The organism is Algoriphagus faecimaris, assembly GCF_900101705.1.
GTDB lineage: Bacteria > Bacteroidota > Bacteroidia > Cytophagales > Cyclobacteriaceae > Algoriphagus > Algoriphagus faecimaris.
The window spans coordinates 17,316-30,339 of sequence record NZ_FNAC01000039.1; the positions used below are offsets into that span (position 1 = coordinate 17,316).

Annotated in this window: 8 protein-coding genes; 4 read left to right on the forward strand and 4 right to left on the reverse strand. The window is 42.0% G+C overall.

Annotated elements, in window-relative coordinates:
- Positions 1–43: 43 nt before the first annotated feature.
- Together scpA and BLQ57_RS16770 are read right to left on the reverse strand one after the other, a co-directional pair.
- A complete protein-coding gene (gene scpA / locus BLQ57_RS16765) occupies positions 44–2,176 on the reverse strand; it encodes a methylmalonyl-CoA mutase (protein ID WP_087940714.1) in 2,133 nt (710 codons plus the stop codon).
- Positions 2,173–3,576: a methylmalonyl-CoA mutase family protein gene (locus BLQ57_RS16770; protein WP_087940715.1), complete on the reverse strand. Its 1,404-nt coding sequence runs from the start codon at positions 3,574–3,576 to the stop codon at positions 2,173–2,175. Before BLQ57_RS16770 ends, scpA begins: the two co-directional genes overlap by 4 nt.
- Positions 3,577–3,905: 329 nt before the next feature.
- On the opposite strand from BLQ57_RS16770, the gene dnaA reads away from it, so the two are divergent.
- Positions 3,906–5,330, forward strand: a complete 1,425-nt coding sequence (gene dnaA / locus BLQ57_RS16775) for a chromosomal replication initiator protein DnaA (RefSeq protein ID WP_087940716.1) — start codon at positions 3,906–3,908, stop codon at positions 5,328–5,330.
- Here dnaA and BLQ57_RS16780 read toward each other — a convergent pair.
- The gene (locus tag BLQ57_RS16780) at positions 5,324–5,740 is read right to left on the reverse strand and encodes a nucleotidyltransferase substrate binding protein (protein ID WP_087940717.1); all 417 of its coding nucleotides are present in this window, start codon (positions 5,738–5,740) and stop codon (positions 5,324–5,326) included. The genes dnaA and BLQ57_RS16780 overlap by 7 nt on opposite strands.
- A 274-nt stretch (positions 5,741–6,014) precedes the next feature.
- Complete coding sequence (locus BLQ57_RS16785) at positions 6,015–7,466, reverse strand: S1C family serine protease (protein ID WP_087940718.1); 1,452 nt, start codon at positions 7,464–7,466, stop codon at positions 6,015–6,017.
- A 312-nt stretch (positions 7,467–7,778) separates the two neighbouring features.
- Here BLQ57_RS16785 and BLQ57_RS16790 point away from each other — a divergent pair, with 312 nt between their 5' ends.
- The 3 genes from BLQ57_RS16790 to lon all read left to right on the forward strand — a co-directional run bounded on the left by BLQ57_RS16790 (position 7,779) and on the right by lon (position 12,987).
- Positions 7,779–8,945: a 1-deoxy-D-xylulose-5-phosphate reductoisomerase gene (locus tag BLQ57_RS16790; RefSeq protein ID WP_087940719.1), complete on the forward strand. Its 1,167-nt coding sequence runs from the start codon at positions 7,779–7,781 to the stop codon at positions 8,943–8,945.
- Positions 8,945–10,264 (forward strand): RIP metalloprotease RseP, encoded by a 1,320-nt coding sequence (gene rseP / locus BLQ57_RS16795; RefSeq protein WP_087940720.1) that lies wholly within the window; start codon positions 8,945–8,947, stop codon positions 10,262–10,264. Before BLQ57_RS16790 ends, rseP begins: the two co-directional genes overlap by 1 nt.
- Before the next feature lie 248 nt (positions 10,265–10,512).
- On the forward strand, positions 10,513–12,987 hold the full coding sequence (gene lon, locus BLQ57_RS16800) for an endopeptidase La (protein WP_087940721.1): 2,475 nt from the start codon (positions 10,513–10,515) through the stop codon (positions 12,985–12,987).
- Positions 12,988–13,024: the final 37 nt, after the last annotated feature.

Consider the following 13,024-nt stretch of genomic DNA (forward strand, 5'->3'; position numbering starts at 1 on the left):
TGTTCTATTTGTTAATGATCGATCAGAAATAGGAATATACTGATCAAGCCGACTCTTCTGAGGAGCTCAATAATTGCTTTAGCACCTCTATAGCCGCTTCGGAAAGCACAGTGCCAGGACCGAAAACGGCTGACACCCCTGCCTTGAAAAGAAAGTCATAATCTTTGGCGGGGATCACACCTCCCGCTACCACCATGATGTCATCCCTTCCCAATTTTGCCAATTCCCTGATTAATTCTGGAATCAGCGTCTTGTGTCCTGCAGCTAAGGAGGAAGCTCCTACGATATGCACATCATTCTCTATGGCTTGCTCAGCGACTTCCTTAGGTGTCTGAAATAAAGGTCCTATGTCCACATCAAAGCCCAAATCCGCAAAACCGGTAGCAATTACTTTTGCCCCTCTGTCATGTCCATCTTGCCCCATTTTAGCGATCATGATTCTCGGTCTTCGGCCTTCCATTTCGGCAAATTGATCAGCGAGTGCACTTGCTTGTTTGAATGAGTCCTGATTTTTCACTTCTGCTGCGTATACACCGGTGATAGATTTGGTTTGAGCTTGATGCCTTCCGAATGCTTTTTCCATTGCATCGGATATTTCACCTAAAGTAGCTCTTTTTCGGGCTGCCTCCACGGCTAGTTCCAGTAAATTGCCTTTTTTGTCTTTAGCGGCAGCTGTCAGTGCATTTAAGCTTTGATTAACTTCTTCTTGGTTTCTTTGCTTTTTGACTTCCTCCAGCCGTCTCAATTGTGATTCTCTCACTGACTGATTATCCACTTCTCTGACTTCAATTCCAGAATCATCTTTGATTTGATAGCGGTTGACGCCTACGATGATATCTTTTCCTCCATCGATTCTAGCTTGTTTTTTTGCAGCTGCTTCTTCAATTCTTAGCTTGGGCAGTCCAGCTTCTATCGCCTTTGCCATACCGCCAAGACTTTCCACTTCTTCGATAAGTGTCCAAGCTCGCTGTACCAGCTGATCGGTGAGGTATTCGACATAATGAGATCCACCCCAGGGGTCCACGACATCAGTGATCCCTGTTTCTTGTTGTAAAATCAATTGCGTATTCCTTGCGATTCGAGCAGAAAAGTCAGTTGGAAGAGCAATTGCCTCATCCAATGAATTGGTATGGAGTGATTGGGTATGTCCCATCGTAGCTCCAAGCGCTTCGATAGCGGTTCTGGCGATATTGTTATAGGGGTCTTGCTCGGTCAGTGACCAGCCTGATGTTTGGCAATGGGTTCTGAGGGCAAGCGACTTTTGACTTTTTGGGTTGAACTTTTTCACAATTTTAGCCCAGAGTAACCTTCCTGCCCTGAGTTTTGCTATTTCCATAAAATAATTCATTCCAATCGCCCAGAAGAAGGAAAGCCTAGGTGCAAAATCATCAATATCCAATCCGGCTTTAATCCCCGTTCTCAGGTATTCTAGTCCATCTGCCAAGGTATAAGCCAACTCAATATCCGCTGTCGCTCCTGCTTCTTGCATGTGGTAGCCGGAGATTGAAATGGAATTAAAACGAGGCATTTTTTTGGAAGTAAACTCAAAAATATCCGCGATAATATCCATGCTAGGCAAAGGGGGATAGATGTAGGTGTTGCGGACCATGAATTCTTTTAAAATATCATTTTGGATGGTTCCGCTGAGTTTTTCAGCTGAGACTCCTTGCTCCTCTGCAGCTACGATATAAAATGCCAAAATGGGAATTACAGCCCCATTCATGGTCATGGAAACAGACATTTGATCCAGAGGGATTTGATCAAAGAGGATTTTCATATCCTCCACAGTATCAATGGCTACTCCTGCTTTTCCTACGTCACCGACGACCCGGGGATGGTCAGAATCATAGCCTCTATGTGTGGCCAAATCAAAAGCCACTGAAAGCCCCTTCTGTCCCGCAGCTAAATTTCTTCGGTAAAAAGCATTGGATTCCTCCGCTGTCGAAAATCCCGCATATTGTCGAATAGTCCACGGCCGTATGATGTACATCGTGGAATATGGCCCTCTCAAATAGGGTGGTAATCCCGCAGAGAAATTAAGATGAGGAAGTTTTATGATTTTGTCAGGATCAAAAGCTGCTGGGATTTGAATTTGCTCGGGTGCTTCCCATACCTGTGAGTCTTGGGTGTTGGTACTTATTTTTCTGGAATTCCAGTGGGTAAAATCAGGTCTCATTGATTTAGTTTTTTACTTTCTAAAAGATAAGTCGCTCGGGTGGGAAGAAGTGCATATTCTTCCTCTTGGATAGGATGAAAGAGCAGGTTATTTACTAATTTTTCATCTGGGATGGAGTAATTGGCACCGATGATGACTTTTTCGTGATTTACAATCAGTTCTTGAGTGCTTTTTCTAGCTTCCCGTATTTCTTTTTGAACTATTCGGCTTTTGAATTGAGCAAGCCAACCACCATTCTTTTCTAGTTCGGCGATATTTTCCCGGAGAATATCCTCCAGTTTTGCCTGAATACTTTCCAAGTAGTAAGCACCTGCTGAAGGGTCGATGACCTTATCCAGATAACTTTCTTCGCGTAGCACAGTGGATACATTTCTGGCTATCCTTGTTTCCAAAGAACCAGCGGATTCCCCTTCTGCTGGACGGACCCAAAGGGTATTGCATCCACCGATAATGGCAGCGCTGGCTTCATAAGTCTGTCGAATGTAATTTGAATTCTTGTCTAGGTAGGATTTGGAGAATTGTGAAGTCGAGCAAAGTAGGTGGATAGATTCTTGGTCTTGCGCTGCACCAAATTTTCCTGTTACATCGCTGATCAGTTTTCTCAATGATTTTAATTTGACTATTTCGGGAAAATGAGCTGATCCTACAGCACTGTGGAAAGCGATATTTTCAAAGACAAATTGAGCATTTAATCCGCTTTCGATCCAATGCGTGGTAATCTCTATGAGCTCTCCCAAACCAAAAGTAATCTCTTGGATGCCTGTGCCACCAGAGTTGTTATATCGAGCTAGGTCAATAGTACAGGCTCGAAAGTCTGGAAATTTCGCAAAGGCTTCTAAAAGTTTGGCCCCCTCGTCTGCGGCTACAGAAAAATCACTTTGTCCTTCAAAAAGTGGGGAAGTCGGTGACCATAACAGCGCTCCGTGTAATTGGTTGTTGCCTAATTTCTGATTTTTGAGCCATTGGATAAAATCCCAAATCGCTGTTAATTCATTATTTTCAGGCAAAAGATAAATGGAGATGTACTCGAGCAAAACACCTTTGAGGAGTGTGTCCCAATTTTCGTTCCCTTCCAAATGAAGAATAAGTGCATCAGCTCCATTTTGGAGGTGATTTAGAATTTCTTCGTTGGTTTTTGGATCTGAGGTATTGTAAATCGAAACAGCATTTGACCAAAGTCTTGGACTCATACCAGGTATATCTGAGGGAGGATGAAATCTCATGGGTTGATTGGTACCGGGAAGGTCTTCTCGAGTGTAAAAAGGCTCTTGACGTATTTGTCCCCATACCGAACTGACCAAAGTTTGATCAAAATCTTTGCCTTTTAGATCCTTTTCTACCAGTTTCAGCCAGTCTGACTTGCTTTGGGTCTCGAAGGGATAAAAATCTATTGGAGTCATATTGGGTTTTTATATTTTATAATTTCTCTGCTTTTGAGCTTCTCAAAATTAATGAATTGCCGAATATTGTCAGAAATTACTTTCATTAATAGGTGAAAGGGTACTCTTATGTTTTTTCCCTTTTATTTTATCACTCACTTGTTCACGTAGATTGGGATTGTAATTGAGTTTGTATTCCTTTCTACAGAATTATATTTGGTTTGACTTAACATTGAACAAAATTCCGGATTTTCAAGTACTGAATCATTTTTTATTTAAGTGAATTTTCTTCAAATTTGACGCCCTTGTAGAAATCCGTCCGGGTATTTGTTTTTCAGAAATCTTTTCTAATGAGTTCAGAAGCTAGCGCAGTTTGGAATGAGTGTTTACGTGTCATAGAGCAACACGTGAATGAGCAGAGCTTTTCTACTTGGTTCAAACCCATAAACCCTGTCAAGTTGGAGGGTACGAGCCTGACCATTCAGGTGCCTAGTCAATTTTTCTACGAATGGCTGGAGGATAATTACATTCAGGAGCTTAAACTAGCCATAAAAACAACCTTAGGAGGTAGTGGAAGGTTAGAATATGCGGTCGTAGTAGATCGAGGCAACTCAGCCAACCAACCCTATGTTGTGTCCTATCCGCAAGGGAATCACGGTGCCAAAAAAGGTGGGTCCCAAGCCAACTCAGAGCAAAAAGCAACGCCATTTGAGATGCAGTCTCTTGGTGCAGAAGCTCTGACACAAAGCAACCTTAATCCCAATTATTTATTCAGCACCTACATCGAGGGAGATTGTAATCGTTTAGCTAGGTCTGCAGGCTTTGCTGTAGCCACTAAGCCGGGTATTACTTCCTTTAATCCTCTGATGGTTTATGGTGGAGTAGGATTGGGTAAGACCCATTTGGTTCAGGCGATTGGAAATGAAATTAAAAATGGCCCCGAAGACAAGTTTGTGCTTTACGTCTCCTCAGAAAAATTTGTGAACCAATTCATGGATTCAATCAAGGATGGAAACGTGAAAAGCTTCACCAATTTCTACATGCAGGTAGATGTCTTGATAATAGATGATATTCAGTTTTTGGCAGGAAAAGATAGAACTCAGGAAATGTTTTTTCACATTTTCAATCATCTCCATCAAAACAAAAAGCAAATCATCATGACCTCCGATTGTCCTCCTAGAGATTTAAAAGGACTGGAAGAGCGATTGCTTTCTCGATTCAAATGGGGCTTGACGGCTGATTTGCAAATGCCTGATTTCGAAACCAGAGTAGCTATCATTCGGAGAAAAATGCAATCTGAGGGAATCTTTATTCCTGATGATGTAGTCGAGTATTTGGCCTACACGGTAGACACCAATGTCCGCGAACTGGAAGGTATTTTGATTTCATTAATAGCCCATGCTTCTCTCAATCGGATGGAAATCAATCTTCAACTGGCAAAAACCGTCATGAAAAATATCATCAAGGATATAGAGACGGAGGTAGGAATAGATTTTATCCAAAAAACAGTTTCAGAATATTTTTCTATCAACCTAGAAGACCTCAAAGCGAAAACTCGTAAAAAAGAGATCGTCGTGGCTCGTCAAGTTGCCATGTATTTTTCAAAAGAATTTACCAACCACTCCCTCAAATCGATTGGGTATCATTTCGGAGGAAGAGATCATTCCACAGTGATTCACGCGGTACAAACGGTGAATGACATGATTGAAACGGATAGCTCCTTTAGAAATTCAATCACAGAGTTGAAGAAAAAATTCAAGATGCGATCTTATTGATCCAGCTTCTTGCTCATGGTTTCCTCAAATTTTTCAAACAAGCTTATGTATTTCTTGAGAATATTCTCAATGAACAGACTTTGTGTATCGATTTCATAAATAGGATTGTATTGGATTCGGTCGATCACGATGTCTAGCCAAGGTTTACCTTCATCGATCAGCTCGGCATGAAAAGCTTCTACAGTCAAATCCCTAGATCCTGAAAATGGGCCTTTTCCATACTTTTTAAAGTACGTATTCATGACTTTCAGTGCCAGCTCATGGGTCACTTCAAAGCTGATGATTAATTCTCTAGACTGACTTTCAGAAAGCTTACCCTGTTTATTCCTCACAGCATAAATGCGGAGATCTTCCAGCGCTGTCTTAAATTCTTCAAAGCACTGTTCGCAGGAGGAAGGTAAAGACTTCATTTGCAAATGATTTGGTTAGTCAAGTATAAGATACGGTAATTTATGGTCAAAAGGAAAATAGCAATACTCAATAAGAGTTTTCTTGGAAAAATATGGCTTTTCCTCAGGTAAGTAAGGGGACCGAAGGTTAATCGATCCCCCTTTTTGATTGTGGTGGTAGTTAATGAAGGTCTAACAAAATTCCGCTCTTGAAACAGTTTTTCATTTTCCTACTTGTATAAGCGTTTAAAGCAAACTTCTTATCTGGGTTGATTTCAGAGTTTTGCTATTCACCTTAGCGAACGGTGTAGCTTTGCATGAAAGGTTGGCCATTTGGCGCCACTCCTTCTAATAATAGCCTTCCACTGTAATCTTCTAGGTACTTACCCACAGATTTTGGATCGCGGGCGGGTTCTCGATTGATTTGAGTGATCACAAATCCATCTCTCAAGCCTAAGTCGCGAAGATACCCTCTGCTCAATGCAGTGATTTTAATGCCGAAGTCGATGCCTAGTCGGTCTTTTTCGATAGTATTGACTGCTTCTAGTCTGGCTCCTAGCAGTCTGGAACTGTAAAATTCCCGTTTCAGGACACCTGTCCCACCTTCTAAGTTTTGAAGTTTCAGGATTGCTGTAGATTTTTTACCTTTTCTGGTAAAGGTGACGGGAAGTTCTTGCCCCGGATAATAATAGGATAATGCCTCTTCAAAACTGCCCATTCCCGTAATTGTCTGATCACCGAGTTGAATAATTACGTCATTTCTCTCTAGTCCAGCTTGCTCTGCCGCGCCTGATTTGATGACATGCTTGACGATAACGCCATCCAAAGATGAAATATTCATTTCCTCAGCGAGTTCCGGTGTGATTTCTACAGCTTCAATTCCTGGAATGGCTTTTTGAACTTCTCCATACTGAATCAGGTCATTGGCCACCTTCATAGCGATATCCACAGGGACCGCAAAACCATACCCCGTATAGGAACCCGTTCTGGACAATATGGCGGTGTTGATTCCCACGAGCTCCCCCGACACATTGACGAGCGCTCCTCCTGAGTTTCCAGGATTGATAGGAGCATCCGTTTGGATAAAACTTTCCAAGGGGAAATCTCCCCCCAAAATATTAATTTGTCGCTCTTTGGCAGATACGATTCCCGCGGTCACAGTAGAAGTCAGGTTAAAGGGATTTCCTACTGCTAAGACCCATTCACCGATTTGCAAATCCCGAGATGAGCCTCTCTTGATCGCTGGTAGCCCCTCAGTATCTATCTTCAATACAGCGATATCTGTATTTTTATCTGTGCCGATTAGTCTTGCCTGATAAGTTCTTTTTTTGTGAACAACTTCGATGGTTTCTGCTCGGTCGATGACATGATTATTAGTCACGATGTATCCGTCCTCAGAGATAATCACCCCTGATCCGGTACTTACTTGCTGTGTAGGGCCTGTCCCAAAAAAGTAATCAAACATACTGTACCTTCTTGGGTCACTACCAGAGAAATTTTTGATGAAAACGACCGATTCGGTACTGTTCCCTGAAGCTTCCACAAAAGAAATGGGAGGGTCAGTTCTCCTGATAGGCTTGGGGTTTTCTTTTTCAGGCGCCTCAGTGTAAGAGGTCATCAGAGATTCTAACCGAGGAGAATTATCTTGTGAAGTGGGGTTTTGATAGTCTGTGACAGACATCCAAAAGGCAGCTCCTGCCAATCCTGCCAAGAATGAAATTCCAGTAGTTTTAAGAAAGTGTTTCATGGGTCATTTTTTCAATTGGACGAATGAATGATCCTTCGGTTAGGTTCATTCACATATTTTAACGCTAAGGAACAGAACCTTCTTTTAAGCAAAACCTGAGCGTTTGGATTTTCCTCTTCTTCATGAAAGGCGTGTTATCGATGATTCAAGTTTGCATATTTGAGTTTTTTTTCTCCATCAAAAATTTTTCCTAAACATAAAAACTGACGAAATTGTACGAGGAAAAGTCTTTGCATCTTGTAATTTTGTCAGCCTATCAATTAAACCTTCTTATTTTGCGGAGGTTTTAATTTTCTTCAAAAACAAAATTGAATGACAGAAGCGAAGCGTGTAGCCATTCTCGGTAGCACGGGCAGTATCGGTACACAGACTTTGGAGGTGATTCGTCAGCATCCATCGGATTTTATAGTAGAAGTGCTTACTGCACAAAATAATTGCGATTTACTGATCGCCCAAGCCTTGGAGTTTAATCCCAATGCCGTAGTCATCGGCAATATCTCAAACTATGAGAAAGTTAAGGATGCCTTAATTTCTCATGAAATTAAGGTTTTTGCCGGGCAAAAAGCTCTGGAGCAAATCGTGGAAATGGAGACGATTGATGTGGTTTTGACCGCTTTGGTGGGATACTCTGGATTATTACCTACCCTCGCTGCGATCCGGGCAGGCAAGCAGATAGCACTTGCCAATAAAGAAACACTGGTGGTGGCTGGTGAATTAGTCACAGCACTTGCCAAAGAAAAGGGTGTAAATATTTATCCTGTAGACTCTGAACATTCTGCTATTTTTCAATGCCTTGTGGGAGAGTTTCACAACCCCATTGAAAAAATCATCCTTACCGCATCAGGTGGACCCTTTAGAGGGAAAGACAAGACATTTCTGGAGACAGTGACCAAAGCTCAAGCGCTAAAACATCCCAACTGGGAAATGGGCGCCAAAATCACCATTGATTCTGCATCCTTGATGAATAAAGGATTGGAAGTGATTGAAGCCAAATGGCTTTTTGGTCTGAAAACCGAACAAATTGATGTCATCGTACATCCTCAGAGCATCGTACATTCTTTGGTACAATTTGAGGATGGTTCGCTCAAAGCACAACTTGGGTTGCCGGATATGCGTATCCCTATTCAATTTGCTCTGAGCTATCCTTACAGATTAAAAAGTGATTTCGAGAGATTTGACTTTATTAATTACCCAAATCTCACCTTTGAGCAACCCGATAAAAAGACCTTTAGGAACCTTCAACTGGCCTTTGACGCTTTAGAGAGGGGAGGTAATGCCGCTTGTGTACTAAATGCCTCCAATGAGATTGTGGTGGACGCCTTTCTGAAAGACCAAATAGGTTTTCTTCAGATGTCTGATTTAATCGAGGAGACCATGGCAAACATTGAATTTATCTCTAGTCCCAGTATTGATGACTACGTGGCGACCGATGAGAAAGCTAGAAAATATACAGAAGAATTAATTAAGCGTAATACATAATGGATACTTTGATTATGGTGGGCCAATTGCTCCTAGGATTATCAATTCTAGTGGGGCTACATGAATTGGGTCACTTATTAACTGCCAAACTATTTGGCATGCGGGTGGAGAAATTCTCCATCGGATTTCCTCCAAAAATCGCAGGATTTCAATGGGGGGAAACGGAATATTCTATTGGGGCGATTCCTCTGGGAGGGTTTGTGAAAATCTCCGGTATGGTCGATGAGTCTATGGATACCGACCAATTATCCTCCGAGCCCCAGCCTTGGGAGTTTCGCTCCAAACCAGCTTGGCAGAGACTGATCGTCATGCTAGGAGGGATTATTGTCAATGTCATTACCGGTATTGTCATTTTCGTGATTATGGTTTATAATAATGGGGAGACCTATTTTTCCCGAGATCAAGTAGTCGAAAACGGAATTGTATCCTACGAATATGGCGAGTCTATAGGACTGAAGACTGGAGACAAAGTCTTAAACGTAAACGGGGAACCTTATCAAAGTATCAATGATCTCAGTAGTGGAAGCGTACTGCTGAGCGAAAACGGATACTATACCGTGGAGCGAAATGGTGAAGAATTGCAAATTGATATTCCCCGCGGTTTTATCAATTCATTTAATTCCGAAGAAGCTTTCGCTAAATTTATCAGCATCAGATTTCCCTTTGATATTTTAGACGTAGATCCATCAGGTGCTGCAGTAGAGGCTGGTATTTCTAAAGGAGATCAGATTCTAGCTGTCAATGGTCAGGAAATCACCTATTTTGATGAGCTTCAAAGTGCTTTGGCTGAATTGAAAAATGAGAATGCCAGCCTAGTGGTTTCCTCTGAAGGGTCAATTGATACCCTTTCGGTGCCGGTATCTGCCGAAGGTACAATAGGAATTGCGGCAAATCCGCTGATCGATCCTGTTAGGAGGAAGTTTGCTTTCGGAGAGGCGATTAGCAAAGGAACCGAAAGAGCCTTTGGGGTGGTGATTATCAATGCTAAGGCACTGGGTAAAATGTTTACAGGAGAAGTTTCTGCTAAAAACGTCAGCGGGCCTATTGGTATGGCAAAAATCTATGGCAACTCTTGGGATTGGTCAAAATTCTGGAGCATTACAGGCCTGATTTCGATGATTTTGGCTTTCATGAATTTGCTTCCTATTCCTGCCCTTGATGGAGGACACGTGATGTTTTTATTGTATGAAATGGTTTCAGGTAGAGCCCCATCGGACCGATTCTTAGAAAATGCACAAAAGGTAGGAATGGTTATTCTATTGGCTTTGATGGTTTTTGCGATTGGAAATGATATTTTGAAAATCTTCACCGGAGGCTAATTCATTTTCAACCTGAAAACATGTACAGACCTCTGATTTGGGGTCTGTTTTTTTTTCGGGTTGCTTCAGTTAATCTCGAATCAAATTCATTGTTTTTCCTTCATGCTATTTGGGATGAGCTTAGTCTGCCAATCTGACCCAGTTTCCGTTTGGCATGGCCATTGAACTTTACCGTGAATCCTTCGTACATTGAGGGTTCTTTATTAAATAAAGTCTTAAACCGACAGCATGTCTGTCAAAATGTCTATATGAGTCAATTTGAAAATTCCCAATTCGAAAACTTAATGAGTGGTGATTATGTAGCTGAAGGGGATCTGATCCAGCTGATTACCGATGATGAGGAGCAAGAACAGGGAAAAGATGATATAGGGGAAGAAATCCCCGTCCTTTCTGTGAGAAATACGGTATTGTTTCCAGGTGTGGTTATCCCGATTACGGTGGGTAGACAGCGTTCTATCAAACTTGTCAAAAAAGCCCATAAAGGAGATAAATACATTGGCGTCTGCGCACAGATTAATCCTAACAATGACGACCCGGCTTGGGATGATATTTACCATGTGGGTACACTGGCCAAAATCATCAAAATGATCGTGCTCCCTGATGGTAATACTACCATCATTATTCAAGGCAAAAAACGCTTTCGAATTAAAGAAGAGGTAACTGACGATCCGTATTTTATTGCTAAGGTGGATTATTTGGAAGAAAACTTTCCCAAGAGTTCTAAGAAAATCCAAGCCTTGGAGGAATCTCTGAAAGACGCGGCTACTCGGATTTTACATTTGAATCCGGAGATCCCTAGAGAAGCACAAGTAGCTTTAGATAATATTGATAATACTCCTTTTTTGACTCATTTCCTGTCCTCCAATATCAATGCGCCGGTAGAATCCAAGCAGCGATTATTGGAAATCAACGATGGTGTGGAGCGGGCTACCTTGCTTTTGGAGTTCATGATGAAAGATATTCAAATGCTTGAGTTGAAGTCCGAGATTCAAAAGAAGGTTCATACGGATATTGATCAGCAGCAGCGGGACTATTTTCTCCGGCAGCAGATGAAAGTCCTTCAGACCGAGTTGGGTGAAGAAGGTCCCGAAAAGGAAGTGGAGGAGCTTAGACTTCGGGGAGCTTCCAAGAAATGGCCTGAAGAAGTTGGGATTCATTTTGAAAAAGAATTGAATAAAATTCTCCGAATCAATCCTTCAGCAGCCGAATACCCTATCGCGCTGAATTATGCCGAGACGATGGTAGAGCTACCCTGGAATGAATTGACTCAGGATAATTTTGATTTAAAAAATGCTCGTAAAATCTTAGATGCTGATCATTTCGGGTTAGAGAAAGTGAAAGACCGAATCATTGAGTATTTGGCAGTACTTAAATTAAAAAATGATCTCAAAGGGCCGATATTATGTCTGTACGGACCTCCTGGAGTAGGGAAGACTTCTCTGGGGAAATCCGTCGCTGCGGCACTGGGTAGAAAATATATACGAATGTCCCTTGGTGGTCTTCATGATGAAGCCGAGATCAGAGGCCACCGAAAAACTTATGTAGGCGCTATGCCTGGTAAGATCATTCAGAATATGAAGAAAGTGAAGATTTCAAATCCAGTTTTTGTATTGGATGAAATCGACAAACTTTCTTCTGATTTCAGGGGTGATCCGAGTTCAGCATTTTTGGAAGTGTTGGATCCTGAGCAAAACTTTGCTTTTCTGGATAATTATCTTGAGGTCGAATATGACCTCAGCAAGGTATTGTTTATCGCCACTGCAAACTCTCTAGACTCAATACAGCCTGCCTTAAGAGACCGGATGGAAATCATCGAGGTGACAGGATATACTCAAGAAGAAAAAGTAGAAATCGCTAAGCGTCACTTAGTGCTAAAACAGCGAAAGGAACATGGATTAAAAGCCAATCAAATTCGCTTTGAGAAGGCTGCTTTGGTAAAAATTATTGAGGATTACACCAGAGAGTCGGGGGTTAGAAACTTGGAGCGTGCTATAGGTAAAGTCATCAGAAATGTGGCAAAATCCATCGCTATGGAAGAAGAATACGATCCAAAAATCAATACAGAGGCAGTGCGGAGGATTTTGGGTTCAGAAATATTTGATAAAGAAACCTATCAGGATAATTCTGTCGCCGGTGTGGTGACAGGTTTGGCTTGGACTAGTGTAGGAGGAGAAATCCTCTTTATAGAGTCAAGTCTGAGTAGAGGCAAGGGGAAATTGACCTTGTCAGGGCAGTTAGGTGATGTGATGAAAGAATCGGCTGTCACAGCACTCTCTTATCTCAAATCAAAAGCAGAAGAGCTGGGAATTGATCATCGGGTATTTGATCAGTATGACCTTCATGTCCACGTGCCTGCAGGAGCTGTGCCAAAGGATGGACCCTCTGCAGGTATTACGATGCTGACTGCGATGGCCTCTGTCTACACTCAGCGTAAGGTCAAGGCTAAGGTGGCAATGACCGGTGAGATCAGCTTGATCGGTAAGGTAATGCCTGTAGGAGGAATCAAAGAGAAAATTTTAGCCGCCAAGAGAGCAGGGATCAAAGAAATCATCCTTTGCAAGAAAAACAGAAGAGATATTGAGGAAATAGATGAAAACTATCTGAAAGGCTTGGAGTTTCATTTTGTGGATCGAGTAGGGGAAGTCCTAGACATTGCCCTTTTGAAATCCAAAGTGGATAGGCCTTTGCACTTTTCCCTCCATTCAGATTCTAAAAGCAACTAATCAAAGGGGGAAAGGCAGCTAAAGTCCTTTCCCCCTT

Coding starts and splice junctions, on each gene's coding strand:
- scpA (WP_087940714.1), bottom strand. CDS start 2,176: ATGAGACCTGATTTTACCCACTGGAATTCCAGAAAAATAAGTACCAAC.
- BLQ57_RS16770 (WP_087940715.1), bottom strand. CDS start 3,576: ATGACTCCAATAGATTTTTATCCCTTCGAGACCCAAAGCAAGTCAGAC.
- dnaA (WP_087940716.1), top strand. CDS start 3,906: ATGAGTTCAGAAGCTAGCGCAGTTTGGAATGAGTGTTTACGTGTCATA.
- BLQ57_RS16780 (WP_087940717.1), bottom strand. CDS start 5,740: ATGAAGTCTTTACCTTCCTCCTGCGAACAGTGCTTTGAAGAATTTAAG.
- BLQ57_RS16785 (WP_087940718.1), bottom strand. CDS start 7,466: ATGAAACACTTTCTTAAAACTACTGGAATTTCATTCTTGGCAGGATTG.
- BLQ57_RS16790 (WP_087940719.1), top strand. CDS start 7,779: ATGACAGAAGCGAAGCGTGTAGCCATTCTCGGTAGCACGGGCAGTATC.
- rseP (WP_087940720.1), top strand. CDS start 8,945: ATGGATACTTTGATTATGGTGGGCCAATTGCTCCTAGGATTATCAATT.
- lon (WP_087940721.1), top strand. CDS start 10,513: ATGAGTCAATTTGAAAATTCCCAATTCGAAAACTTAATGAGTGGTGAT.